This is a genomic window from Joostella sp. (assembly GCF_048266025.1).
In the GTDB taxonomy this organism is placed as follows: domain Bacteria; phylum Bacteroidota; class Bacteroidia; order Flavobacteriales; family Flavobacteriaceae; genus Galbibacter; species Galbibacter atrarenae.
This window is the reverse complement of sequence record NZ_JBLXAF010000009.1, coordinates 106,858-131,505: the sequence shown is the minus strand read 5'-3', so window position 1 is coordinate 131,505 and position 24,648 is coordinate 106,858. Positions and strand designations below refer to the sequence as shown.

The window sequence follows — 24,648 nt, the reverse complement described above, 5'->3', positions numbered from 1 at the left end:
AAAAAGTATAAAATGAGTAAAATTATAAAATATTTAGTCTTATCAGCAGTGATTTTTTTAAGTTCTTGTGAAAAGGATCTTGAAGAAAAGTTTGGTAATCCAGATAAACAAACGGATCCAGACATTGAATTGTTTTTTACAGGAGCTTTACAAGAGAGGCACTTGTTTAGAACAAATTATGGTTCTTATTATCATCAATTTAGACAATTAAATAAGGTTACGGGGATTGGTTTATACCCTTACCATTGGTCTTCCAGTAGAGAATGGATTGTTTTAGACGATTGGTCAGGTCCCTCTTTTTATTATGATATTTTTAATAAAGCTTCTGTTAATTGGGTTAAGAATCTAAATGCCATGCAATTGGTGTTTAATGGTCTTCCTGAGGAGGAAAAAGCAGCTTCCGAAGTGTATTTTTATATGGCAGATATAGTAAAGGCTTTTGTTTATCAAAGATCTACAGATGCGTATGATGATATTCCATATGAAGAAGCTAGTGGAGCTTTTCAAGAAATTTTCTATCCTAGGTATGATTCGCAAGAAGTCATATATAAAGATATTATAGAAAAGCTAGGTATTGCAGTTGGAGCACTTAAAAATGTAAGCTTAGATGCTAGTCAGCAAGCTAGATTGTCTTCAGCAGATATTTTAAATGGGGGGGACGTTTCAAAGTGGATCAAGTTTGCAAACTCATTACGTCTTAGAATGGCTATTAGATTATCTGTAGTCGATCCAACTTATAGTAGAGAAGTCATACAAGATTTAACAAATAATAATGCTGAATATGTTGTTAATAATGAAGATGTGATAGGTATGGAAGAATTAGTTAAAACTAGACTGACAGCTGGTGGAAGTGGAATATTTTTTCCTAGAGCATTTCAAGAAAATGGAACGGATTTCTGGGCACCAAGATTTATAATGGAAGATATTTTTAATTATAAGCAGGTAGTTGATGAGACAGTAGACCCGAGAACATTTGTAATTTTTCAACCAGCTAGTGACGGGCGTTATATACCACTTCCAGAGATGGAAAGATCTGCTTCATTAAATTATTTAAATCAATATTTAGATTCTCAGGATGCTGAAGACATCATTAACGGGAATCATGAACCGACTAACAATACATGGGCTGCAGATGAGCAGCTACTATCGAAATACAATCGAGTAACATATTTAAATTTTGATGCTAAATTCCCAGTGTTTACAGCAAGTGAAACTTATTTGTTATTAGCAGAAGCGGCTGTTAGATTTCCTGGTTCTGTAGATGTTAGTGCTGTAGATGCATATAATAAAGCGATAGATTTATCAATAGAATATTACTATAGTTTAAATAATACAAATAAATCGAACTCAGGTACTATTCCGCCTTTAGAAGAAGTAAATCCAGATTATTATGTAACATTAGATCAAGCGCAAGCAAATTCTTTTACGCAACAAAGAACAACTTATTTTTCTAGTTTAGGTCAAGATGATCAAATTGAAGAGATATTCTATCAGAAAGTTGCGCATTTAAATATATTTAATACTTATGAGGTTTGGAGTGAAGCAAGAAGATTAATGAAAAATCATGGAATGCTATTAAAGCCTGTAGAAGATAAAGTAGAATGGTTAGAACGATTATATTATCCGCCAACAGAAGAAAGAGATAATCCAGATAATTTTAGTCAAGTTGCTGGTCAAAATGACAACTCAACACCAGTGTGGTGGACAGGTAGGAAATAATTGATTTTATTTATATTAGCTTTTAGGCTGTCCATTTTGGGCAGCCTTTTTTATTGAAAAAATAGATGTAAATTTTTAATTATATAACGAATCTTTAAAATAAGAGGTCGTTTTCTCCTTAAAAATATGTAATTTTACATCACATATATTTCCATTATTAATATGAGTCAAAAAGTCTTGCTTTCCGCGAAAGAAATCAATATCATACTCCATCGATTGGCTTGTCAACTCATTGAAAATCATATAGATTTTAAAGATACCGTATTAATCGGAATTCAGCCAAGAGGTGTTTTTCTTGCTGAACGTTTAAAAAAAATTCTAGAAGAAGAGTATAGTATCCCAGACATTAAACTAGGGTATTTAGACATTACTTTTTATAGAGATGATTTTAGAAGGAGTGATAAACCCTTGGAAGCCAATAAAACCAAAATCGATTTTCTAGTTGAAAATAAAAATATAGTTTTTATTGATGATGTTTTATATACTGGAAGAAGTATTAGAGCAGCATTAACAGCTATTCAATCTTTTGGCCGTCCTAATGAAATAGAATTACTAACGTTAATCGATAGACGATTTAGTAGACACCTCCCGATACAACCAGATTACAGAGGAAGACAGGTAGATGCAATTAACCAAGAAAAGGTGAAGGTAATGTGGAAAGAACAAGAAGGAGAAGATAAAGTATACATGATCAATAAATAGCTGCACACATGAGCGAATTAAGTGTAAACCACTTACTGGGAATTAAATATCTAAAGGAGGCAGATATTCAATTAATTTTTGAAACTGCAGATCATTTTAAGGAGGTTATCAATCGTCCGATAAAAAAAGTACCTTCTTTAAGAGATATAACCATAGCTAATTTATTCTTTGAAAATAGTACACGAACAAAACTATCATTTGAATTAGCTGAAAAGAGACTATCTGCAGATGTAATTAATTTTTCTGCTGGACAATCTTCTGTTAAAAAAGGAGAAACACTTATAGATACTGTTAATAATATACTTTCGATGAAAGTAGATATGGTAGTTATGAGGCATCCAAACCCTGGAGCAGGGGTGTTTTTGTCCAGACATGTAAACGCAAGTATTGTAAATGCAGGAGACGGTGCTCATGAGCATCCTACGCAAGCTTTATTAGATTCTTACTCTATTAGAGAAAAGCTAGGAGATGTAGCTGGAAAAAATGTAGTTATTGTTGGAGATATTTTGCATTCTAGAGTAGCGTTGTCTAATATTTTTGCTTTAAAATTACAAGGAGCAAATGTAAAAGTTTGTGGTCCGAAGACGTTAATTCCAAAATATATCACTTCTTTAGGAGTAGAGGTGGAAACAGATTTAAGAAAGGCTTTAGCCTGGTGTGATGTTGCAAATATGCTTCGTGTTCAAAATGAGCGAATGGATATTAGTTACTTCCCATCAACTAGAGAATATACACAGCAATTTGGGGTGAATAAAGCTTTGCTAGATTCCTTAGACAAAGAAATAGTTATTATGCACCCAGGACCTATTAATCGTGGAGTAGAAATTACCAGCGATGTGGCAGATTCTAAGCAAGCTATTATTCTTAATCAAGTAGAAAATGGTGTAGCAATTAGAATGGCTGCAATTTATTTATTAGCTTCTAAAATAAAACAATAAGATTATGATTATAGATAAACGAGATAATATTACCGTAATTACTCAGGAAAGTGTTTCTTTAGATAAATTTGTTCAGCGTCTTAAAGATTCATATAAAGAAGTACAACATACACATGTTATATTAAATCTTTTATCCTTGAGTAATCTTAAGCCTGAAGATATGATGGAATTTTTAGAGATTTCTCGTGATCATCGTGCTGCAAAAAAATCTTTCGTTATTGTAACTAATTCGGTTAACCTAAATGAAGTAGATGAGCACCTTATTGTAGCTCCTACTTTAGAGGAGGCATATGATGTTATTGAAATGGAAGATATCGAGCGAGATTTAGATTTTTAATATGCGTTTCGCTATAGAATATCTTTGTTTATTATGAGTGAATTAAAACTTCATATATTAGGTTGTTATAGCGCGACTCCAAGAGCTTTTACTAACCCTACCGCGCAAGCTCTAGAAATTAAGAATCATATATTTCTGATTGATTGTGGAGAGGGAACACAGGTGCAATTACGTAAACAGAAGATTAAATTTTCACGTATAAAGCATATTTTTATATCTCATCTCCATGGAGATCATTTTTTTGGTTTACCGGGCTTACTTTCTACATTTCGTTTACTAGGCAGAGATACGCCTTTGCATGTTTATGGTCCAAAAGGGATAAAAGAAGCAGTAACAATGATGCTTAAAGTAGGGAGTGCATGGACAAATTATCCTTTACTTTTTCATGAGCTATCTTCATCAAATTCAGAATTGATTTTTGAAGATGAAAAGGTAGAAGTTCATACAATTCCTTTATTTCATCGTGTATATACAAATGGATTCTTATTCAAAGAAAAGCTAGGAGACCGAAAATTAGATATAAATGCTGTTTTAAACTATAATATAGATACTTGTTATTATCAGAATATAAAAAAAGGGAAAGACATTACTTTAGATAATGGAGAGGTAATTCCAAATGAAAAGCTTACAAGCGATCCTGTAAAGCCTAAAAGTTATGCCTTTTGTAGCGATACTTCTTATAACGAATCTATTGTGCCAATTATAGAAAATACAACATTGCTTTATCATGAGTCTACATTTTTAGAGGAACATGCTAATTTAGCAACTCAAACAGGACATTCTACGGCAAAACAAGCTGCTACTATCGCTTTGGATGCTAATGTAGAACGATTGATATTAGGGCATTATTCTACCAGGTATGGTAATATAAATGAATTTAAACAGGAAGCTAAACTTGTTTTTGACAATGTTGAGCTAGCAGAAGATGGAAAAGAGTTTTTATTCTGAAAATATTAAGTAAAAAAACTCACAGTTTAATAGTTAAATGTATTGGTGATGAAAAGTGAAAAAGACCTTAGCGATTATAGAAAAGTTTATGAAAAGAGTGAGCTTTTAGAGACGAATGTTCCAGATAATCCTATTCAGTTATTTCAAACATGGTTTTATGAGGTAGAGAAAAGTGGAGGAGTGGATGAAGCTAATGCCATGACTATTACTACGATTGGACTTGATGGTTTTCCGAAAAATCGTGTAGTGCTTTTAAAGAAATATACAGAAGAAGGTTTTATATTCTATACTAATTATAATAGTGAGAAAGGGAAGGCTATAACAGCAAATCCGAATGTTTGTATTTCATTTTTTTGGCCGAATATAGAGCGACAAGTGATTGTTAAGGGAAAGGCAGAGAAAATATCAAAAAATCTTTCTGATGGTTATTTTGAATCGCGCCCAAGAGGAAGTCAGTTAGGGGCAATTGCTTCTGACCAAAGTGCAGTTGTAAGTTCCCGCGAGGAATTAGAGTCAGCATTAAAAGCATTGGAGGCTGAATATGAAAATAAGGAGATAGTACGTCCAGATTATTGGGGAGGATATATTATAAAACCTATCTCGATTGAATTCTGGCAAGGAAGACCAAATAGGCTTCATGATAGAATACGCTACACTTTACAAAAAGATTATAATTGGAAGATAGAACGCCTTAATCCATAAGTTAAATACATTATTTTATAGAATATTTTATTAAGATGATATAGTTGTTTAGTTTAAAATAACTATATTGTTAGTCCAAATCTTAATATTATACCTATGAATGCTGTAGAAAAAACTATAGCAGCTGCCCTGCTGTTATGTCTTTTTTCATCGCTGTACTCCTGTTCTTCAGAGAGTATCGATGAAGATGAAATTACCCCAAGAGCTTTAGTTGAATATGTAAGTATCGAACAAGAGATTCTCTCTAGAATTAATGCGTATCGGAGCAATAAGGCTCTTCCGCCATTAGAAATACTTGATAATGTTTCTCAATTAGCACAATCCCATAATGATCATATGATTTCTGAAAAGGAAATTTGTCATCATTTTTTTAATGAAAGGCAGGAAGAAATAAAGCTAAAAAACAAGGCTATTATCGTTGGGGAGAATGTAGGCTTTGGTCATGAAACTGCACAAGAAATTGTAGATGGATGGATTGCTAGCGAAGCTCACAGGAAGAATATAGAGGGAGATTTTAATCATATGGGTATTTCTGCTAAAAAGAATGCCGAAGGAGATTATTACTTCACAAATATTTTAGTAAAATTATAAAGATGTTCAATTGAGTGTTTTAAGAATCTGATTTTTGAGGGTCAGAGAATTTAAAAATAGTTTAGTTCTTATATTCCATCAGAGGAGATAAAAACTAAGCTATTTTTTTATGATCAATTTTAAGAGTTTTTTAATGTAAAAAGCAGACTTAAAATACTGAAATTTATAAAAGATTCACTATTTTTCAGATTAAGACTCGGTTATTTAGAAAAGTGATTTATTTTTCAAAAGTTTACCGTATTATTTTTTAAAGTGGACTTCAATGAAAGAGATTACTATAATAAGACATGGCAAATCCTCGTGGGATTTTGATGTAGATGATAAAGATCGTCCGTTGAAGGAGCGAGGAATTAATGATGCTATATTAGTTTCTAATCATTTTAATAAAGAATTGACTCCTCCCGATATTGTTTTTTCTAGTCCCGCAAATAGAGCGCTTCATACGTGTGTGATATTTATGAGGCAGTTGGAGATTAGTATGTCTAAAGTTATAATTACAGATCAGTTGTACGATTTTGGAGGCTCATCAGTCACTAATTTCATAAAACAGTTGGACGATCGTTATAATAATGTTATGATTTTTGGTCATAATCATGCATTCACATCAATTTCTAATATCTTTGGGGATAAATTTATAGAAAATCTTCCAACAGCTGGAGTAGTTAAAATAAAATTTGATGTAGCCCATTGGAGTGACATCAAAAAAGGAGTAACAGAACTGATTATTTTTCCGAAGAAATTTAAATAAATGAACGAAGTAAAGAACCAATACATAAATAGAGAGATTAGTTGGCTACAATTTAATGCCAGAGTTTTACAAGAAGCAGAAGATGTTTCTGTGCCGCTTATTGAAAGGCTACGTTTCTTGGGGATTTTTTCTAATAATTTAGATGAATTTTTTAAAGTTAGATATGCTACAGTAAAGCGTATTGCATTATCGGGAAAAACAGGAAAGAGTGTTTTAGGAGGAGCGAAAGCTAAAGACTTGATGGATGATATTACTCAGATTGTAATTAATCAGCAAACTGAAAGTCTTCGTATTTTAAGTCATATTGAGCGAGAGCTAGAGGAGGAGAATATCTTTATGATCAAAGAAGATGAGGTAACTCCTGAGCAGAATGACTTCGTGAGAAATTATTTTTATGATAAGGTGAGTCCGGCTTTGGTGACTATCATGTTAAACGATTTGGACGAGATTCCTAACCTGAAAGATAGTGCAGGGTATTTGGCTGTAAAAATGACCATGAAGCTTGATGGGAAACAAGATGGAGTAAAAGGACTTTTTAAAGCTAAATCTAAAGAAGTGCGTTATGCTTTAGTTGAAATTCCTAAAACTATTGAACGTTTCGTAGTGCTTCCTAGTAAGGGGGATAAACAATACATCATCATTTTGGATGACCTTATTCGTTACTGTATGGGAAGTATTTTTAATATTTTCAATTACGATTCCCTTTCTGCACATATGATAAAAATTACTAGGGATGCAGAATTAGATATTGATAGTGACCTGAGTAAAAGTTTTATTGAAAAAATATCTTCTAGTGTTCGAGGAAGAAGGATCAGTGAGCCTGTTAGATTTGTTTACGATAAGGAAATAGAGAAAGATACCCTGAAATTCTTAAAGGATAAGATGGGAATAGATGATACCGATAGTGTAATTCCTGGTGGTAGATATCATAATAGGAGAGATTATATGGGATTCCCTAGTTTGGGAAGAGCAGATCTTTTATATAAAAAGTTTCCACCATTACCTGTAAAAGGATTAACTCATGATGGGAGTTTATTTGAAGCTATTGCAAAGAAAGATTATTTGCAATATGCTCCATACCACACATTCTCTAATGTGGTTAAATTTTTAAGAGAAGCTGCTATCGATCCTAAAGTAAAAACTATAAAAGTTACTGTCTATAGGTTAGCAAGAAATTCTCAGGTTGCAAGTTCTTTAATTAATGCAGTTAAGAACGGAAAAGATGTAACGGTGCAAATAGAGCTGCAGGCAAGGTTCGATGAAGAGGCTAATATCGAATATGCTGAGCAATTACAATCTGAAGGGGTAAAGCTTATTTTTGGAGTACAAGGTTTAAAAGTTCATAGTAAAATATGCTTAATAGAACGTGTAGAAGATGATAAAACAGTTCGATATGGTTTTATAAGCACTGGAAACTTCAATGAATCGACTGCAAAAATATATACTGATTATACACTTTTTACTGCTGATCAGAGAATATTAAAAGAGTTGGATAAGGTGTTTGACTTCTTTGAAACTAATTATAAGATTAATAAATACAAGCATTTAATAGTTTCTCCTCATTATACAAAAAGAACATTCTTTAAGCTTATAGATAATGAGATAAAAAATGCTAAAGAGGGAAAAGAAGCTTTTATAAAAATCAAGATGAATAGTTTTACCAGTTATAAAATGGTAGATAAACTATATGAAGCAAGTAGGAGTGGTGTTAAAATACAACTTATCGTTCGAGGAACCTGTTGTTTAATACCAGGAGTTCCTGGAATGAGTGAGAATATTGAAGCTATTAGTGTGGTAGATAGATTTTTGGAGCATACTAGGTTATTTGTATTTGGAAATGCAGGAGATCCATTGTTCTATATTTCTTCTGCTGATTGGATGACAAGAAATTTAGATTTTAGAGTAGAAGTTGGTTGTCCGATTTACGATGAAGAGATAAAACAAGAATTGCTGGACACTTTCGAGATTTGCTGGAAGGATAATGTGAAAGCCAGAATTTTTTCTGAAAGACATGACAATGCATATAGAAAAGAAAAAGGAGTAAAACATAGATCTCAATTTGAGACATATGAGTATTACCTAAGAAAACAAAGTATAAAAGGATAAAACAGTTAGATGTTGAAGATTAGGAAGTTTGCAGCTATTGATATTGGTTCAAATGCAGTTAGGTTACTGATTAATAATGTTATTGAATATGAGGATAAGGAAACTCAATTTAAAAAGAGTTCTTTAGTAAGGGTTCCTGTTCGTTTGGGTCAAGATTCATTTACCGTAGGAGAAATTTCTAAGCAAAACTCCGAACGAATGATTGATACCATGAAGGCTTTTAAGCTTATAATGAAAGTTAATGGTGTCGAAAAGTATATGGCTTGTGCAACATCTGCAATGAGGGAAGCAAATAACGGAAATGAACTTGTTGAGATTATATCAAAAAAGGCTGGTATCGACATAGAAATAATAGATGGTAAAAAGGAAGCCGCTATTATCGCATCTACAGATTTACATAGTTTAATAGATAAAGATAAGACCTATTTATATATTGATGTAGGAGGAGGGAGTACTGAGTTTACTATTTTTAGTGATGGTAAAATTGTGGCTTCAAAATCCTATAAAATAGGAACTGTACGTCTTTTAAATGAAATGATATCTGCCGAAACCTGGAAAGATATCGAAAAGTGGATAAAGCATAATTCAAAAAAATATAAGGGAATCGAAATAATAGGTTCAGGAGGAAATATTAATAAGCTGTTTAAGATGTCAGGTAGAAAGGCAGGAGAACCTTTATCGTACATTTATTTAAATGCACAATATCAGTTTCTTCAAGAGCTTAGTTATGATGAAAGAATCTCCGAATTAGGCTTAAATCCAGATCGAGCAGACGTAATTATACCAGCCTCTAGAATTTACTTAAATGCCTCTAAATGGAGTGGAGCAAAAAAAATACACGTTCCTAAAATAGGACTTTCGGATGGTATTATTAAGCTTTTGTATAATACAGAGAAGGAAAAAAGTATGCTTTTTGTTTAATATCATTTGATATTTCAAACGATACTTTTTGCATTGTAATTCATATATAAAATAGCCTCATAGAATATCTCTACGAGGCTATTTTGTGAAGATATTGTATTATTAACCGTGTACGGTTTCTTTTTTTCCAAGGTCTTTCATTATTTCAGCCTCAAAATCTAAAAGTGCTTGCCATTTTTTATTTACTTCTTCTGTGTCGCCATATTTACGAGCAAACTGTAAGAACATTGTATAATGATTAGCTTCACTTACCATTAAATTCTTATAAAAAACACGTAATTCTTCATCTTCTAGGTTTTCAGATAATAGTCGGAAACGCTCACAACTTCTAGCTTCAATTAAAGCAGCATAAAGTAATTTATGCACCATAAATGTGGTTCTACTTCCTCCTTTAGGAAAAAATGTCATTAGTTTGTTTACATATTCGTCTTTTCGATCACGACCAAGTGTCCAACCTCGTTCGATTATTTTATCATGAACCATTTTAAAATGACTAATCTCTTCTTTTACCAAAGCAGTCATTTCTTGTACTATGTCTGTATATTCAGGAAATAAAACTATAAATGAAATAGCGGTACTTGTAGCCTTTTGTTCGCAAAAAGCATGATCTGTAAGTATTTCTTCTAAATTCTTTTCAACGATATTAACCCATCGCGGGTCTGTGGGAAGTTTCAAGCCGAGCATAATCTAATTTCATTTAAGTGAATTACAAATATACCAACTTTAATACAATATCCTGAATCTCATTCTATTCGCTATGTGCTTTATTTATAAGTGTATTTAATATTTCATTTTTACTATTTATCATAACAGCGCCTTTATTTCCATGTGAACCAAATAGGGCGCTAGCCATTTTTGGTTCTATAAAAGTGATACTTTCTATTTGGTTAGTAGATAATTCGTTAATTGCTTTAATATAACTTGGACGCTCGTTTAAGTCAATTTTGTGGGAATCGATTGTAAAAAGAATCTTAGTGCCGCATAAATTGTTGTTTTTGTCAACATAGTTATGGATTCGAGAGCTATGTGGTTTGTTGATTACAGATTTTAGTCTAGTGTAGACAGTGTCAGATTTTATCTTTTGTATAATCAAAGAGAGCTGATCAGGGATGTTATCAGTTTTTCTAAATTCTGCTAACCACGCTTTATTTTCCTTCTGGAGATTGCATTCTGTTGTTTGTGAGAAAGAATTAGTGGCTATTAAAATAATACACAGCGTAAAAATATTTTTAAAAATCATCATAAAGATTTAGATATTACACATCGAGATCAAACTCTATACGAAGCTTATCTATGAGTGGATTTTTTTCACGTAGCTTTTCATATTTATCTTGAGGTGTAAAAGCATATTGCTTTTCTGCATTTTCGTTGATGGTTATATAAAGCTCAATATGGAAGTTATTAAGGTTTTTCTTTAGATACTCCATCAATGGGTATTGATCACGCTCAACTTCCTTTTTTAATGTGTCGTTTGCGAGCTCAATCCATATTTTATCAGGTCCTTTTAGTCGAGGTGTATCTGATCCTAATGCAGAAGCAAGAATCTTCTTTCCATCTTTTTCAATCTGATCAACATAATCTTCCCAATGTTTTTGCATTGTTTGCTCATCAAAAGGATCTTTGGGTAGATTCTTTTCATCTACAGCATGATTCTTTTTTGCCTGAAGTTCATGCTCTCTTTTTCTTTTTATACTGGAAAGTGAAAGACCTGAAACTCTATTTTTAACCGCTGCACTTGTATTAATCACTGGAGTTTCTACTTTTTTCTCTTTTGGAGGTGGAGTAGTAGCTTCTTGTGTATTAACTGCAGACGGAGTAGAAGTTGTTGTTTTCTCAGGTTGAGGTTTTGTTACTTCTGTGCCTATCTTAAAAAAAGAAGGAGGGATTATGTAGTTGCTACCTTTTTTTTTTTTCTCCATCGTGATTGATGGAGGCAAGTTTCATTAGGCAAAGTTCGACTAGAAGTCGCTGATTCCGACTGCTTCGGTAATTAAGGTCGCAGTTGTTGGCGGTTTCTATTCCTTGCAATAAAAAGGCTCTCGATGCTTTCTTGCTTTGAGAAAGGTACTTTTGTTTGGTGTCGTCTCCTACTTCTAAAAGAGGAATGGTTGCTTCATTTTGGCAAACTAAAAGATCTCTAAAGTGAGATGCTAATCCTGCTATAAAATGGTGACCATCAAAACCTAATGATAAGATTCTATTAAAATCTACTAATAGTTTTGGAATTTCACCCTCTAAAATTAAATCTGTAGCTTCGAAATAAGTTTCGTAGTCTAATACGTTTAGGTTTTCTGTAACTGCTTGTCGCGTTAAGTTTTTACCTGTAAAACTTACAACTCTATCGAAAATAGAAAGAGCATCTCTCATGGCGCCATCTGCTTTTTGAGCAATGATATGAAGCGCATCATCTTCAGCTTCTATCCCTTGACTTTCGGCGATATATTTAAGATATTCTTTAGCATCTCTAACGGTGATCCTTTTGAAATCGAAAATCTGACAACGAGATAATATTGTTGGGATTATCTTGTGTTTCTCTGTAGTTGCAAGAATAAAAATGGCATGCTTTGGTGGTTCCTCTAATGTTTTAAGGAAAGCATTAAAAGCTGCTTGTGAAAGCATGTGCACCTCATCAATAATATAGACTTTATATTGTCCTACTTGTGGTGGGATTCTAACTTGGTCTATTAAACTTCTAATATCGTCTACGGAGTTATTGGAAGCTGCATCTAATTCGAAAATATTAAAGGCGAAGTCTTCATCTTCACTATGAGTGCCGTCGTCATTAATTTTTTTCGCTAAGATTCTGGCGCAGGTTGTTTTACCAACACCACGAGGTCCACAAAAAAGCAATGCTTGTGCTAAATGATTGTTATCAATAGCATTGAGCAACGTATTGGTAATAGCCTGTTGGCCTACCACGTCTTTAAATGTCTTAGGTCTATATTTGCGAGCAGATACTACAAAGTGTTCCATTGCTACAAATATAAAGATTGAAAGTTTATATTCTCGCTTTTAGATATGATTTTGTATTTAATTATTAACAATGAAATGTATAAAGTGAGTTTAAAAGTATAGTCGAAAAGTGTGATGACAGAAATTTATGGGATGTCTGTATAATTGTATTAATAATGAATTGGTATTATTATATGTTGTAGCTTTTCGGGTAAGGATTGCAGTGATTAGCTTTTGGCAAGCTTTTGTTTATGGCTTGCTAAAACTAAAAGCGTAAAGCCTGGTTTTGGAATGTAATGGAGAAAACCCGCACAGAAATTACTTAGAAATGGAGTGATCGTATTTTAAATGAATTATATAGGGTGATTTTGGTTTAAAAGATTAATTTTGCGCCGCAGGTCACCTTATCGCTTTGTTTTATACAGAGAGGAAAGTCCGGACACCACAGCGCAGCATAGCGGCTAACAGCCGTCGGTCGTAAGATTAGGACAAGTGCAAAAGAAAGGATGTACAGGTAATGCTGTAGTGAAATCAGGTAAACTCTATGCGGTGCAACGTCATGTAAACCAATGCTTGAGGGTTGCGCGCCCGATGTTGGAGGGTAGGCGGCTAGAACGTTGCAGTAATGTAACGGCGAGATAAATGATAAGGATCTTTTATAGATACAGAATCCGGCTTATGACCTGCTTTTTTATTAGTTTCCATATTTCTATGGTTGTTTCTCTTACTTTTTATGGCAGATTTATAAACGGAATATTTTAATATTACAGTTGTTGGTGCTTGTAATTACGAATCGAATTCAAAAAAGCTAAATACACTTCCTCCATATTTTCGAGCATCAGTAAAACCTTCGTATCCACTTAACTCGGTGTCTTTTGAGTGCTCGATGATAAGAGTCCCGTCCTCATTTAGTAAGTTTCTCTCTTTTACGATTGTAGCTATTCTTCCAAATTGCTCTTTTGAAAGGTCGTAAGGTGGATCTGCAAAAATAATATCTGCAGTGATGATAGATTTTTCAAGGAAAGTAAAAACATCACTTTTTATAGTTTTTATAGGAAACTCTAATTCGTCTTTAATCTTACCAATATATTGAACACAACCAGCGTGCGCATCTACAGAAGTAATGTTAGGAACCCCTCTGCTAGCAAATTCGAAACTTATATTTCCGGTTCCAGAAAATAGGTCTAAAACAGAAATTTCATCAAAATAATATACGTTGTTTAGGATATTAAATAGCGCTTCCTTAGCAAAATCTGTTGTAGGACGTACAGGGAGCTTTTGCGGAGCCATTAATCTTTTTCCTTTATATTTTCCTGATATTATTCGCATTATAGACTATTTAGAAGGATAAATGTATTTGGATTTTGAGTGCTGAGTTCTTTGATTTCCTTTATGTGAGAAGGAGCGTAATCGTTTTTAATTTCTAGATGTTTTATGTAGGTATATGCAATTTTATAAAGCTCATTATCTTCAGTGATGATTCCAGTTAAAAAAACAGGTGTTTCTTCGGGGGTCAAGTTTAACTGTTCAATCGTGAAAAGAAGGTAATAAATAAAGTCTTCTTTCTGTTGGTATTGAAAAGAGTTATAAAAAAGCAATTTCTTTTGATCGAGAACAACAATTTCAAAATGAGTTTTTGAAATAAAAACATGTACATTTTGTGTGTCGCTCTTTTTGGATGAGTTTATTAATGTCTCTACTAAAACAGTGGAGAAATGTTTGTATTCGAAATCTCCAAACTTATCAAAAATATAGTTGTTTACGTTAGCAAAAGGGACATATACATTATAAATATCATGCTCTTTTAGTTCATCATAAGTTATAAAATCATTTTCGAGAATCTTTACATTATATTTTAGATAATTAGAAAGATTTCGCTCGTTAAATAATGATTTTGGAACCAGAGCTGCTAATTCATTTTCGTGAATTACAGTTACTTTATTGAAAGTGGTTTGTGATACGATGTCCTTTTTAAACCAATCTTCAAGATGTTCGATTAGTTTTTCTGGAGTGGCTCTTTTTTCAAAGCTGATAGTGCTTAATTGTTCTATTTTGCTATCGGTGCCATCTAGAATACAAAAAGAAAGTCCACCCAAGCTAACTTGAATGGACAGTTCTTTAAAAGTATTATTAAGTATATTACTTGTTGTCTTTTGTGTCATAATATGGAGGCCAGTTTGCACTTGTGCTTACTTCATCAAGGCTACCAACTTTAATTATAGGACCGTTAACTTCTTCTACAGAAATTGCAGATTTTTCTTTTGCTACAAGATCTTCAGGTTGGTCGTATAATAAAACTGACTTGTCTACTTTAACTTCAAATACTGGAGCTACAAAGCCATTAGTATTTATAGTTTTTGCATCCATAGTAAATTTCTCATTATTTTGAGCGTAAGGTACTGATGCAATGTTTTTGTAAGCGTCTGTTCCTTTGAATAGAGAATCTTTTACCGCTACAAAACCTAAAGTATCAATAATTTTAACCTCTCTTTCCATGTCGATACGATATGTTTTATCGTATTCCATGTAAGAAGAGTCTCTTTGTTGCGTCAGCGTAAACTGAGCAGTATCGATAAACTTGATAAGGCTAGGGAAGTCTTTTGCGAATTTCCCAGTTACAGTTCTGTGAGCTTCTTGTGCGTCTCTAATATCTTTTAATTTATTAATAACGGCTGTATATCTTTCTTTCTTTACTTTGTCGAATTTAATAGGCTCCATTACGGAAACATAAATTTGGTAACCAAAAAAGATACTTACAAGCCAAAGAGCAATTTGTATTACTGTCTTCATTTTATATTTTTTGAATTAAAGAGGTTTAAGCAAATCTACAATTTTTTTTCATTTATGAAAGGGATACCCAAAAAAAACATCACTAATTTTGGGTCAGAATTAGATTTTATGGACGCATCATCATTTTATAAATTATTAAAAGATCAATTTCCTCACAATCCTACATTAAAGCAAGATATTGTGCTTCAGCAACTTTCTGATTTTATTTATTCAGAAGAGAAGAATGAATTATTCCTCTTGAAGGGGTTTGCGGGGACAGGAAAAACTACAATAATTGGAGCTCTTGTTACAAATTTATGGCAAACATTAAGAAAATCTGTCTTATTGGCGCCTACAGGAAGAGCAGCAAAAGTGATAACAAACTATTCTGAAACTACTGCACATACAATTCATAGACATATTTATTTCCCTAGAAAACAAAAAGGGGGAGGCGTTAAGTTTGTACTTTCTCCAAATAAACATAAGAACACAATTTTTATAGTAGATGAAGCTTCTATGATTCCAGATTCTCCAGCCGATTCTAAGATTTTTGAAAATGGTTCTTTGTTAGATGATCTTATTTCATATGTATATTCTGGTCATAAATGTAAATTGTTGCTTATTGGAGATACTGCACAGTTGCCTCCAGTGAATCTTTCTTTAAGTCCTGCATTAAGTGAAGGCACTCTTTCTCTTAATTATAATAAGGAGGTACGTAAAATGGAGTTGGATGAAGTTGTAAGACAACAGTTGAATTCTGGGATTTTATTAAATGCAACGAATTTGCGTGAACAATTACAAGATGACTATGCTGATGATTTTAAATTTCAGGTTAATAATTTTACCGATATAATAAGGTTAGTAGATGGTTATGAGATCCAAGATGCTATAGATGGTTCTTATAGTCAGAACGGAAAAGAGGAAACAGCGATTATAGTGAGGTCTAATAAAAGAGCTAACATGTATAATCAGCAGATTAGAAGTAGAATTCTATTTTTGGATAACGAACTTGCTACTGGAGATTATTTAATGGTGGTGAAGAATAATTATTTTTGGCTAAAGACGTCTTCTGAAGCTGGGTTTATAGCAAATGGGGATATTATAGAGGTCTTGGAGATTTTCGCCATTAAAGAGCTCTATGGTTTTAAATTTGCAGAAGTTAAAGTGCAAATGGTGGATTATCCAAAAATGAGTCCTTTTGAGACAGTACTTCTATTAGACACATTGGATATTAACTCTCCTTCTTTGCCTTATGAAGAGTCTAATAGATTATACCAAGAGGTGATGAAGGATTATGAGGAAGAAACCTCTAATTATAAAAAGTTCCTTAAGGTAAAAAACAATAAATATTTTAATGCCTTGCAAGTAAAGTTTTCATATGCTATAACATGTCATAAGAGTCAGGGTGGGCAATGGGATACTGTTTTTGTAGAACAGCCATATTTGCCAAATGGAGTAGATACCGAATATTTGCGTTGGTTATATACAGCTGTTACAAGAGCTAAAAATAAGTTGTATTTAATAGGTTTTAAAGATGACTTTTTTGTTGATATGTAATAGTGTTGGTTGTAGAATTTCTTTCTGAGAATTAATCCTTAAAGATAAGGATACCTCAAAAAGGGAGTATATAAGTTGATTTGTATCATGCTAAAATTACTTACTTTTATATAAATTAACTATCAGAATGACTTCAGAAACAATAATCAGTATATTTTTAGGAATAGGATTAGCGGCCTCCGCAGGATTTCGAGTATTCTTACCACTTTTCGTGTTGAGTTTAGCGGCTTACTTTAATGTATTAGATTTAAGTGAAAGTTGGCAGTGGGTTGGTTCTCTAACTGCGCTCCTAACTCTTGGGGTTGCAATGTTATTAGAGATCTTTGCTTACTATATTCCATTTGTAGATAATATACTTGATACCATTGCAGTTCCGTTAGCAGCTATTGCAGGAACAGCGGTAATGCTCTCAACTGTTGCAGATCTTTCTCCAATTGTAACTTGGTCTATGGCTATAATTGCTGGGGGTGGTACTGCAAGCTTAGTAAAAGGAGCTTCTGCAGGAACAAGATTAACTTCCTCTACAACTACTGCTGGACTAGGAAATCCTATAGTTTCCACTGTAGAGACTGGGAGCGCTATGTTTCTTTCTTTTGTGTCTGTATTTTTCCCTATATTAGCTATAGTGCTAGTAATCATTATTTTATTAGTAATATATTGGTTTTATAAAAAACTCAGAGGAACTAGCAACTAAATTCTCAATAATATCTCTTATTTTTGTGAAATAAGAAAGGTTTAAGAACGCTTATGAAAATTATATCAATGATCCCGGCTAGATATGCCGCTTCCCGTTTTCCTGGTAAATTAATGCAAGATCTAGGAGGCGAAACTGTAATACTTCGCACTTATAAAGCTGCTGTAAATACAGGTCTTTTTGACGATGTTTATGTTGTTACAGATAGTGATATCATCTTTAATGAGATAGAAAAAAATGGTGGTAAAGCCATTATGAGTAAAAAAGAACATGACTGTGGAAGTGATCGTATCGCTGAAGCTGTAGAGAACATGGATGTTGATATTGTTGTAAATGTACAAGGAGATGAACCTTTTACCGATAAAGAAAGCTTAGAGAAAGTAATTGATGTTTTTAGAGAAGATGTAGATAAAGAGATAGATTTAGCATCTTTAATGACAAAAATTGAAGACTGGGAAGAAATTAATAATTCTAATACCGTAAAGGTAATTACCGATAATAGAGATTTTGCGCTTTATTTTTCTCGTTCTCCAATTCCCTTTCCAAGAGATAAAACCGTAGCAGTTAATTACTATAAGCATAAAGGAGTCTACGCTTTTAGAAAACAAGCAATTGTAGATTTTCAAAAGATGCCTATGCTTAGCTTAGAAGCTACAGAAAAAATTGAGGCAATACGGTATTTGGAGTATGGGAAGAAGATAAAAATGGTAGAAACAGATAGCGAGGGGATTGAAATAGACACTCCTGAGGATCTTGAGCGCGCAAAAAAAATATGGAAGTAAGTTATAGCAATATAAAAGTTATTGGTTTTGATGCTGATGACACACTTTGGGTAAATGAAACCTATTTTAGAGAAGCAGAGCATGAATTCGCAAAATTATTAGCTGGTTATGAAACAGAAAATAAGATTGATCAAGAGCTCTTTAAAATGGAAATCAAAAATCTAGATATTTATGGCTATGGAATAAAAGGTTTTGTGCTTTCTATGATTGAAAGTGCCATGGAATTGTCAAATAATAAGATAGATAATGCAACTATTTCGAAAATTTTGCATCTAGGGAAAGAGATGCTTTTGAAACCAGTTGAAGTTTTAGATGGGGTAGAAGAGGTTTTACAGTCTTTAGTAGCTGATTACAGAATAATATTATTGACAAAGGGTGATTTATTAGACCAAGAAAGGAAATTAGAAAAATCAGGTCTTTCAAAATATTTTCACCATATTGAAGTTTTAAGTGATAAGAAAGAAGAGAATTATAAAAATCTTTTAGATCACCTAGAAATAGATGTTAATGAGTTTCTGATGATTGGAAACTCATTGAAATCGGACGTTTTGCCATTAGTTAATATTGGCGCTAAAGCTATTCATGTTCCATTTCATACTACGTGGGCTCACGAGATGGTAAATGTAGAGAAGGAAGATGATAGTTTTAAAACGGTAGGGAGTTTAAAAGATATATTAAAGTTAATTGATCGTAAAGATTAATTAGAAGAATTAGAACAAGAGTAAAGGATATAAATTCAAAAAGCATAGATGAAGTATAAAAATTTTCCAATGGTTCCTAGAGTGGTTTTTGGGCGAGGAAGCTTTAGTCAACTCAATGAGATATTAATGCCGAAGCGTAGAAACGCTGATGCTCCTTTTATTTTCTTGGTTGATGATGTTTTTGAAAGTAATGATTGGATACTTTCGAGAATTCCAGTTATGTTCAATGATCAAATTATTTTCATACCTACAGAAGAGGAACCTAAAACGGATCAAGTTGATGTTTTAGTTGAAAAAGTAAGAGCTGAAAGTTCTGAAATACCTTCAGGTATTATCGGAATAGGTGGTGGTAGTGTTATGGATTTAGCTAAAGCAGTAGCAATAATGCTAACAAGCACTGGGAAAACAGAAGATTACCAAGGTTGGGATCTTGTAAAGAATGAGGCGATATATCATGTTGGAATCCCAACAATAAGCGGTACTGGAGCTGAAGTTTCTAGAACAACTGTTCTTACAGGTCCAGACAAGAAATTAGGTATAAACTCAGACTTTACACCTTTCGATCAAGTAGTTCTGGATCCAGAGTTAACACGTGGAGTTCCTAAAGATCAATGGTTTTACACAGGGATGGATTGTTATATTCATTGTGTTGAGTCGCTTAATGGTACATATTTAAATGCTTTTAGTCAGAGTTATGGTGAGAAAGCAGAAGAATTATGCCATGAAGTTTTTTATACAGGAGATCTTTCAGAGGAAGAGTCACAAGATAAATTAATGATGGCTTCTTGGCATGGAGGAATGAGTATAGCTTATTCTCAAGTGGGTGTAGCTCATGCTATGAGCTATGGTCTATCATATCTTTTAGGAACAAAACATGGTATAGGAAACTGTATTGTTTTTGATTATTTAGAGGAGTTTTACCCTGAAGGAGTAGCTATGTTTAAAAAGATGAAAGCGAAGTTTGGTATTGAATTACCAAAAGGAATTTGTGCTAATCTTACAGATGAAGAGTTTGATACGATGATCGATGTTTCTATGGGGATGGCGCCTCTATGGGAAAATGCATGTGGAGAAAATTGGAAAGATATAATTACCCGTGAGAAATTAAGGAGCCTTTACGAAAAAATGTAATGGCTAGACTATCTCATTGGTTATTTAATACCGTATTAGGGTGGAAGCAGATAGGTGCTTTTCCACCCTTAAAAAAATATATAATTATTGTTGTGCCACATACCAGTTGGCACGATTTCTATGTTGGAGTATTGGTTCGTAGTATGGCAAAAGATTCTATGAACTTTGTAGGAAAAAAAGAGCTATTTGATTCTCCAATGGGTTGGTATTTTAAATGGATGGGAGGAGCTCCTATAGATCGGAGTAAGAATAGTAATACTGTAGACGCTGTAGTTTCTTTGTTTGAAGAAAAAGACGAGTTTAGGTTGCAAATAGCTCCAGAAGGAACTCGGAAGCGTGTAAAGGAGTGGAAAACGGGCTTCTATCATATTGCTAAGGGAGCAGGCGTCCCTATTGTAATGATAGCGTTTGATTATAAAAATAAAGAGGTTCGTATAGAACCTCCTTTTTATCCTTCTGATGATATAAAATCTGACTTTGATTTTATGTATCGCCATTTTTCTGGAGTGATTGGAAAAATTCCAGTATATTCATTTATATATGAAAAATCAGCTTCTAAAGAATCAGAATAAATTATAGAATAATTTAATTTTCCGATTCTGAATCAGATTCTTCCATGGTATGATAAACGTTCTGAACGTCATCATCTTCCTCTATTTTTTCAAGTAATTTTTCAACATCAGCAGCTTCATCTGGAGTAAGCTTTTTTGTGACTTGAGGGATACGCTCAAAACCTGAAGATAATATTTCTAGATTTCGCTCTTCTAGTTCTTTTTGAATCGCTCCAAAGCTTTCAAAAGGTGCATATATAAGTATTCCATCTTCATCAGCAAAAACTTCTTCCGCACCAAAGTCGATCATCTCCAATTCTAATTCCTCAGGATCTATTCCTTCAGCAGGAATTCTAAAATTACAAGTATGATCAAACATAAACTCTACAGAACCACTAGTTCCTAAGCTTCCATTACATTTGTTAAAGTAACTACGAATATTAGCAACTGTACGGTTATTATTATCTGTAGCAGTTTCTACTAATATAGCAATACCATGTGGTGCATATCCTTCAAATAATACCTCTTTATAATCTTCTGTGTTTTTATCCGTAGCTCGTTTTATGGCCCTTTCGATGTTGTCTTTAGGCATGTTTATAGACTTCGCATTCTGGATAATTGCACGCAGACGAGAGTTAGTGTCCGGATCAGGACCACCTTCTTTAACAGCCATTACGATATCTTTTCCAGTACGAGTAAACGCTTTTGCCATAGCAGACCAACGCTTCATCTTTCTTGCTTTTCTAAATTCGAAAGCTCTTCCCATAAAGTTTTATTATTATAATTTGATAACAAAAATAATTAAAAAAAGAAAATAGATAAACTTAATTATCCTTTTATAATATCTTCAATTTTTTGTGCTAGAGTAAAATCTTTTTCTGTAATTCCGCCCGCATCATGTGTATGTAATCTAATTGTTAGATTATTATATACATTGCTCCATTCAGGGTGATGTTGCTGTGCTTCAGCTTCAAAAGCAATACGCGTCATCATTGCAAAAGCATCTGCAAAATCTTTAAAATCTAGAGAAGTAACCAATAAACCATCTTCAAAGTCCCAGTATTCTAGATTTTCAATGCGTTTCTTTATTTCTTGATCATTCAATGTTTTCATCTGTTTCTTTTTTAGAGTTTTGTAAAGGTAATAAGTTCATTCGCAAAAAGAGAATTTACATTATATAAAAACATAAGTTGGAGCGTGAGTATGAGTAGAAAAAAATAGTTGTCAGTATGTAAAAAAGTGATTTTTACTATTATCTTTAACGTTAAACTAATGATGTGTCATTATATAAGAAAATTAAGCTATATTTTCTGTAATGAAGAGTTAATCCTTGTTGCATGATTAATATTTAAATTTTATCAATCATTAACCCTTTTAAGTAAAAACAATGTTTTCAAATTTCTTTTCATTTTTTATTCTAGTTTGTTGCTTGTTATTTTTTAAACCTTCATTTTCTCAAAATGGTTTAGCGGTTTCTGAAGTTCTTAAAAACGATACATTAACATTGAAGAATGAACATGTTTCTGGGAAATGGCTTTGGAATGATGGTAATATTATTCCTTTGAGTATAGATAATCTTGATACATCAAAAAGTATAAAATGGAAAGGAAACAAGCCTTCCTTTGTATTGGCAAATCATCCGTTTGTAAAGCATGTTTTATTATCGGTTAAAGAAATTCAAAAGAATTATTTTGAGCCTGCACATATAGAGTGTGTTCTTATTAATCAGCATGATGAATTGCAAGTAAAGCGTGTTTTTAAATTATACACCAATACAGCTACAATTTCTACGGTTACTTATATTAAATATTCTGAATTAAGTTTATTTAAAAAAGATAAAGAGGAAGAGCTTACTGGGAAAGAGAGTTTTTATAAAGAATATGAAGCTGGGAATAATCATTTAGAGCGATATGGGTTTAATTCACCGCACTGGAGTATAGAAACGGTTTCCTTTAAGGATGTAACTGATAAGAATAATAACCTTGTTTTTAATTCATCTTTTATCCCTTATAATTATGATATTACTTCCAATGGAAACTTACTTCTAGGAACACATTCCCTTGATAAAGTGGGATTCTTTATTTTAAAAGAAGCTCCAAATGAAAGCAGTCAGCTAAATTATCCAGGTTTTGATTTTGTTACTTCTAATAAAGGCTTAAGTATTCCTTTTTCAGGATATCCTTTTCAGGGTTTTTCTAAGGAATGGATAGAAGGTTATACGACTACAATTAGTATCGGAGAGGATGAAAATTCTTTGTTGCACAATCTCCGTCTTTATTTAAAGGAAACATCAATGTATAGTGAAGACTCTCACGAAATGGTAATGATGAATACCTGGGGTGATCGTGGGAGAGATGGTCGTATAAATGAAAGTTTTATTGTTAATGAATTAAAAACTGCTGCTAATTTAGGGATCACACATTACCAAATAGATGATGGTTGGGAGCAGGGTTTGTCTTCTAATTCTGCGGATAGTTCTGGGGAGTTATGGGATGAGTGGAAACTTGAAGATTGGCAAGTGCATAAAACTCGATTTCCTAACGGATTAAAGCCTGTTTTAGAAGAGGCTAAAAAGTATAATATAAAGTTGGGTTTATGGTTTCATCCTAGTAATGGTAATAGTTATGCTAATTGGAAGCAAGATGCGGAGATAATTACCAATTTATATAATACTACAGGAATAAAATACATAAAAATAGATGGGATAAAAATTAATGACAAGAGGTCTGAAATTAATTTGCAGAAGTTTTTTGAAACTGTAAAAGAGCAAACTGATGGAGCTGTATTTTTCAATTTGGATTTAACTGCTGGAGTTCGAGGAGGGTATTTTAAATATAGGAACCATGGAAATTTATTTTTAGAGAATCGTTATACAGATTGGGGGAGATATTATCCTTATCAAACACTTAGAAATTTATGGATGCTTTCTAAATATTTTCCTCCTGAATTATTACAAATTGAGTTTTTGAATAACTCTAGAAATGCCAACAAATATGGAGAAAACGATTTGTTAGCTCCACAGAATTATGATTTCGATTATGTATTTGCCACAACAATGGCTGCGCAGCCATTAGCTTGGTTTGAAGCAACGGGGCTTCCAAAAGATTTTCTAAAAACTAAAGAGCTTATAGGAAAATACAAAGAAGTAAAAAAGGATTTTCATGAGGGTGTTATTTTACCCATAGGAGAAGAGCCTTCAGGGGCATCTGTAACAGGATTTCAGTCTATTAAAGAGAATAAAGGATATTTATTAATTTATAGAGAACTAAATCCAAATGATCTACAGTTTGTTCAAACACATTTATTAAATGATAAAAACGTTAAATTCAAGACTATATTGAGTAGTAAAGATGCAAAAAACGTAAAACTAGAATTACTAGATAATGGAGTCGTAAAACTTAATCTTCCTAAAGAGAATAGTTTTATTATGGTTTCTTATGGTTATAATTAGTAAGTTGGGGGCTTAATTGATTGTTATGAAAAATGTACCCTTAAATTTAATTCTTGGAATTTTAGCAATAGCGAATGTAATCTATAGTTTTTTTAGAGATACATCAACAGCTACTATTTTAACTTTTGAAGTGGATATATGGTATTATAGAATTGTTTGGGCTTTCCTAGCTATGATTCTAATATTTAATCACTTTAAAGAACAGAAAAGAAAGAAGAAAGAATAATTTCTGGACTATAAATTTAAAAAGCTTTAGTTTAAATTTATAAGACATCTACTTATATTGTATTATAAAAATACCCATCATTAAACTATATTTGTGAAAATAAGAATACACAATACTCTTAC

25 protein-coding genes, 1 other RNA gene and 1 pseudogene are annotated in these 24,648 nt (G+C 32.7%); 19 read left to right on the top strand and 8 right to left on the bottom strand.

The annotated features are described in order from the left end of the window. Positions 1-12: 12 nt before the first annotated feature. The 10 genes from ACN0TY_RS14485 to ACN0TY_RS14440 all read left to right on the top strand — a co-directional run bounded on the left by ACN0TY_RS14485 (position 13) and on the right by ACN0TY_RS14440 (position 9,712). On the top strand, positions 13-1,719 hold the full coding sequence (locus ACN0TY_RS14485) for a SusD/RagB family nutrient-binding outer membrane lipoprotein (RefSeq protein ID WP_417445061.1): 1,707 nt from the start codon (positions 13-15) through the stop codon (positions 1,717-1,719). Between the two features lie 162 nt (positions 1,720-1,881). Then, positions 1,882-2,421: a bifunctional pyr operon transcriptional regulator/uracil phosphoribosyltransferase PyrR gene (gene pyrR / locus ACN0TY_RS14480; RefSeq protein WP_236958611.1), complete on the top strand. Its 540-nt coding sequence runs from the start codon at positions 1,882-1,884 to the stop codon at positions 2,419-2,421. 8 nt (positions 2,422-2,429) lie between these two features. Next, complete coding sequence (locus ACN0TY_RS14475) at positions 2,430-3,359, top strand: aspartate carbamoyltransferase catalytic subunit (protein WP_417445060.1); 930 nt, start codon at positions 2,430-2,432, stop codon at positions 3,357-3,359. A gap of 4 nt (positions 3,360-3,363) precedes the next feature. Continuing rightward, on the top strand, positions 3,364-3,696 hold the full coding sequence (locus tag ACN0TY_RS14470) for a ribonuclease Z (protein WP_236958609.1): 333 nt from the start codon (positions 3,364-3,366) through the stop codon (positions 3,694-3,696). A gap of 33 nt (positions 3,697-3,729) precedes the next feature. Beyond that, positions 3,730-4,644: a ribonuclease Z gene (locus ACN0TY_RS14465; RefSeq protein WP_417445059.1), complete on the top strand. Its 915-nt coding sequence runs from the start codon at positions 3,730-3,732 to the stop codon at positions 4,642-4,644. A 48-nt stretch (positions 4,645-4,692) separates the two neighbouring features. Then, positions 4,693-5,346 (top strand): pyridoxamine 5'-phosphate oxidase, encoded by a 654-nt coding sequence (gene pdxH, locus ACN0TY_RS14460; protein ID WP_417445058.1) that lies wholly within the window; start codon positions 4,693-4,695, stop codon positions 5,344-5,346. Positions 5,347-5,442: 96 nt separating this feature from the next. After that, on the top strand, positions 5,443-5,937 hold the full coding sequence (locus tag ACN0TY_RS14455) for a CAP domain-containing protein (RefSeq protein ID WP_417445057.1): 495 nt from the start codon (positions 5,443-5,445) through the stop codon (positions 5,935-5,937). A gap of 262 nt (positions 5,938-6,199) precedes the next feature. Continuing rightward, a complete protein-coding gene (locus ACN0TY_RS14450) occupies positions 6,200-6,685 on the top strand; it encodes a SixA phosphatase family protein (protein WP_417445056.1) in 486 nt (161 codons plus the stop codon). Next, positions 6,686-8,791: a polyphosphate kinase 1 gene (gene ppk1, locus ACN0TY_RS14445; protein ID WP_417445055.1), complete on the top strand. Its 2,106-nt coding sequence runs from the start codon at positions 6,686-6,688 to the stop codon at positions 8,789-8,791. A 9-nt stretch (positions 8,792-8,800) separates the two neighbouring features. Next, positions 8,801-9,712, top strand: a complete 912-nt coding sequence (locus tag ACN0TY_RS14440; RefSeq protein ID WP_236958603.1) for a Ppx/GppA phosphatase family protein — start codon at positions 8,801-8,803, stop codon at positions 9,710-9,712. A 102-nt stretch (positions 9,713-9,814) separates the two neighbouring features. Here the strand turns inward: ACN0TY_RS14440 and ACN0TY_RS14435 are convergent, their stop codons facing one another. From ACN0TY_RS14435 to ACN0TY_RS14425, 3 genes and pseudogenes are all read right to left on the bottom strand, one after another. Then, on the bottom strand, positions 9,815-10,396 hold the full coding sequence (locus ACN0TY_RS14435; protein ID WP_417445054.1) for a tRNA-(ms[2]io[6]A)-hydroxylase: 582 nt from the start codon (positions 10,394-10,396) through the stop codon (positions 9,815-9,817). 64 nt (positions 10,397-10,460) lie between these two features. After that, positions 10,461-10,955, bottom strand: coding sequence for a hypothetical protein (locus ACN0TY_RS14430; protein WP_417445053.1), 495 nt, complete (start codon positions 10,953-10,955; stop codon positions 10,461-10,463). Positions 10,956-10,968: 13 nt separating this feature from the next. Beyond that, positions 10,969-12,685: pseudogene (locus ACN0TY_RS14425) on the bottom strand (DNA polymerase III subunit gamma/tau). Between the two features lie 373 nt (positions 12,686-13,058). Here ACN0TY_RS14425 and rnpB point away from each other — a divergent pair. Further along, positions 13,059-13,355: RNase P RNA component class A (gene rnpB / locus ACN0TY_RS14420), an RNA gene on the top strand. A gap of 95 nt (positions 13,356-13,450) precedes the next feature. On the opposite strand, the gene ACN0TY_RS14415 is transcribed toward rnpB, so the two are convergent. The 3 genes from ACN0TY_RS14415 to ACN0TY_RS14405 are packed head-to-tail and all read right to left on the bottom strand — an operon-like array spanning position 13,451 to position 15,454. Next, a complete protein-coding gene (locus ACN0TY_RS14415) occupies positions 13,451-13,993 on the bottom strand; it encodes an RsmD family RNA methyltransferase (protein WP_417445052.1) in 543 nt (180 codons plus the stop codon). Next, entirely contained in the window at positions 13,993-14,826 is an 834-nt protein-coding gene (locus ACN0TY_RS14410; RefSeq protein ID WP_417445051.1) for a DUF3822 family protein, read from the bottom strand. Before ACN0TY_RS14410 ends, ACN0TY_RS14415 begins: the two co-directional genes overlap by 1 nt. After that, complete coding sequence (locus ACN0TY_RS14405; protein WP_417445050.1) at positions 14,804-15,454, bottom strand: hypothetical protein; 651 nt, start codon at positions 15,452-15,454, stop codon at positions 14,804-14,806. Before ACN0TY_RS14405 ends, ACN0TY_RS14410 begins: the two co-directional genes overlap by 23 nt. 108 nt (positions 15,455-15,562) lie before the next feature. Here ACN0TY_RS14405 and ACN0TY_RS14400 point away from each other — a divergent pair, with 108 nt between their 5' ends. The 6 genes from ACN0TY_RS14400 (at position 15,563) to ACN0TY_RS14375 (ending at position 20,870) form a co-directional block, all read left to right on the top strand. Further along, positions 15,563-16,990, top strand: coding sequence for an ATP-dependent DNA helicase (locus tag ACN0TY_RS14400; protein WP_417445081.1), 1,428 nt, complete (start codon positions 15,563-15,565; stop codon positions 16,988-16,990). 127 nt (positions 16,991-17,117) lie between these two features. Further along, positions 17,118-17,684 (top strand): DUF4126 domain-containing protein, encoded by a 567-nt coding sequence (locus ACN0TY_RS14395; protein ID WP_417445049.1) that lies wholly within the window; start codon positions 17,118-17,120, stop codon positions 17,682-17,684. Between the two features lie 53 nt (positions 17,685-17,737). Beyond that, positions 17,738-18,466, top strand: coding sequence for a 3-deoxy-manno-octulosonate cytidylyltransferase (kdsB, locus tag ACN0TY_RS14390; protein ID WP_236958595.1), 729 nt, complete (start codon positions 17,738-17,740; stop codon positions 18,464-18,466). Then, complete coding sequence (locus tag ACN0TY_RS14385; RefSeq protein ID WP_417445048.1) at positions 18,457-19,167, top strand: HAD family hydrolase; 711 nt, start codon at positions 18,457-18,459, stop codon at positions 19,165-19,167. The genes kdsB and ACN0TY_RS14385 overlap by 10 nt, the downstream gene beginning before the upstream one ends. 48 nt (positions 19,168-19,215) lie before the next feature. Then, complete coding sequence (locus ACN0TY_RS14380; protein WP_236958593.1) at positions 19,216-20,298, top strand: iron-containing alcohol dehydrogenase family protein; 1,083 nt, start codon at positions 19,216-19,218, stop codon at positions 20,296-20,298. After that, on the top strand, positions 20,298-20,870 hold the full coding sequence (locus ACN0TY_RS14375) for a 1-acyl-sn-glycerol-3-phosphate acyltransferase (RefSeq protein WP_417445047.1): 573 nt from the start codon (positions 20,298-20,300) through the stop codon (positions 20,868-20,870). The genes ACN0TY_RS14380 and ACN0TY_RS14375 overlap by 1 nt, the downstream gene beginning before the upstream one ends. Positions 20,871-20,883: 13 nt before the next feature. On the opposite strand, the gene ACN0TY_RS14370 is transcribed toward ACN0TY_RS14375, so the two are convergent. Continuing rightward, entirely contained in the window at positions 20,884-21,615 is a 732-nt protein-coding gene (locus ACN0TY_RS14370; RefSeq protein WP_417445046.1) for a YebC/PmpR family DNA-binding transcriptional regulator, read from the bottom strand. Positions 21,616-21,677: 62 nt separating this feature from the next. Further along, positions 21,678-21,962, bottom strand: coding sequence for a 4a-hydroxytetrahydrobiopterin dehydratase (locus ACN0TY_RS14365; RefSeq protein WP_236958590.1), 285 nt, complete (start codon positions 21,960-21,962; stop codon positions 21,678-21,680). A gap of 274 nt (positions 21,963-22,236) precedes the next feature. Here ACN0TY_RS14365 and ACN0TY_RS14360 point away from each other — a divergent pair, with 274 nt between their 5' ends. Continuing rightward, positions 22,237-24,300 carry an alpha-galactosidase gene (locus ACN0TY_RS14360; protein WP_417445045.1) on the top strand — a complete coding sequence of 688 codons (2,064 nt, stop codon included), beginning with the start codon at positions 22,237-22,239 and terminating at the stop codon, positions 24,298-24,300. Positions 24,301-24,325: 25 nt separating this feature from the next. Then, positions 24,326-24,526, top strand: a complete 201-nt coding sequence (locus tag ACN0TY_RS14355) for a hypothetical protein (protein WP_417445044.1) — start codon at positions 24,326-24,328, stop codon at positions 24,524-24,526. Positions 24,527-24,648 lie beyond the last annotated feature (122 nt).

Bases quoted from the DNA above. Each gene is read 5' to 3' on its own strand.
- ACN0TY_RS14485 (WP_417445061.1), top strand. From the start codon at position 13: ATGAGTAAAATTATAAAATATTTAGTCTTATCAGCAGTGATTTTTTTA.
- pyrR (WP_236958611.1), top strand. From the start codon at position 1,882: ATGAGTCAAAAAGTCTTGCTTTCCGCGAAAGAAATCAATATCATACTC.
- ACN0TY_RS14475 (WP_417445060.1), top strand. From the start codon at position 2,430: ATGAGCGAATTAAGTGTAAACCACTTACTGGGAATTAAATATCTAAAG.
- ACN0TY_RS14470 (WP_236958609.1), top strand. From the start codon at position 3,364: ATGATTATAGATAAACGAGATAATATTACCGTAATTACTCAGGAAAGT.
- ACN0TY_RS14465 (WP_417445059.1), top strand. From the start codon at position 3,730: ATGAGTGAATTAAAACTTCATATATTAGGTTGTTATAGCGCGACTCCA.
- pdxH (WP_417445058.1), top strand. From the start codon at position 4,693: ATGAAAAGTGAAAAAGACCTTAGCGATTATAGAAAAGTTTATGAAAAG.
- ACN0TY_RS14455 (WP_417445057.1), top strand. From the start codon at position 5,443: ATGAATGCTGTAGAAAAAACTATAGCAGCTGCCCTGCTGTTATGTCTT.
- ACN0TY_RS14450 (WP_417445056.1), top strand. From the start codon at position 6,200: ATGAAAGAGATTACTATAATAAGACATGGCAAATCCTCGTGGGATTTT.
- ppk1 (WP_417445055.1), top strand. From the start codon at position 6,686: ATGAACGAAGTAAAGAACCAATACATAAATAGAGAGATTAGTTGGCTA.
- ACN0TY_RS14440 (WP_236958603.1), top strand. From the start codon at position 8,801: ATGTTGAAGATTAGGAAGTTTGCAGCTATTGATATTGGTTCAAATGCA.
- ACN0TY_RS14435 (WP_417445054.1), bottom strand. From the start codon at position 10,396: ATGCTCGGCTTGAAACTTCCCACAGACCCGCGATGGGTTAATATCGTT.
- ACN0TY_RS14430 (WP_417445053.1), bottom strand. From the start codon at position 10,955: ATGATGATTTTTAAAAATATTTTTACGCTGTGTATTATTTTAATAGCC.
- ACN0TY_RS14415 (WP_417445052.1), bottom strand. From the start codon at position 13,993: ATGCGAATAATATCAGGAAAATATAAAGGAAAAAGATTAATGGCTCCG.
- ACN0TY_RS14410 (WP_417445051.1), bottom strand. From the start codon at position 14,826: ATGACACAAAAGACAACAAGTAATATACTTAATAATACTTTTAAAGAA.
- ACN0TY_RS14405 (WP_417445050.1), bottom strand. From the start codon at position 15,454: ATGAAGACAGTAATACAAATTGCTCTTTGGCTTGTAAGTATCTTTTTT.
- ACN0TY_RS14400 (WP_417445081.1), top strand. From the start codon at position 15,563: ATGGACGCATCATCATTTTATAAATTATTAAAAGATCAATTTCCTCAC.
- ACN0TY_RS14395 (WP_417445049.1), top strand. From the start codon at position 17,118: ATGACTTCAGAAACAATAATCAGTATATTTTTAGGAATAGGATTAGCG.
- kdsB (WP_236958595.1), top strand. From the start codon at position 17,738: ATGAAAATTATATCAATGATCCCGGCTAGATATGCCGCTTCCCGTTTT.
- ACN0TY_RS14385 (WP_417445048.1), top strand. From the start codon at position 18,457: ATGGAAGTAAGTTATAGCAATATAAAAGTTATTGGTTTTGATGCTGAT.
- ACN0TY_RS14380 (WP_236958593.1), top strand. From the start codon at position 19,216: ATGAAGTATAAAAATTTTCCAATGGTTCCTAGAGTGGTTTTTGGGCGA.
- ACN0TY_RS14375 (WP_417445047.1), top strand. From the start codon at position 20,298: ATGGCTAGACTATCTCATTGGTTATTTAATACCGTATTAGGGTGGAAG.
- ACN0TY_RS14370 (WP_417445046.1), bottom strand. From the start codon at position 21,615: ATGGGAAGAGCTTTCGAATTTAGAAAAGCAAGAAAGATGAAGCGTTGG.
- ACN0TY_RS14365 (WP_236958590.1), bottom strand. From the start codon at position 21,962: ATGAAAACATTGAATGATCAAGAAATAAAGAAACGCATTGAAAATCTA.
- ACN0TY_RS14360 (WP_417445045.1), top strand. From the start codon at position 22,237: ATGTTTTCAAATTTCTTTTCATTTTTTATTCTAGTTTGTTGCTTGTTA.
- ACN0TY_RS14355 (WP_417445044.1), top strand. From the start codon at position 24,326: ATGAAAAATGTACCCTTAAATTTAATTCTTGGAATTTTAGCAATAGCG.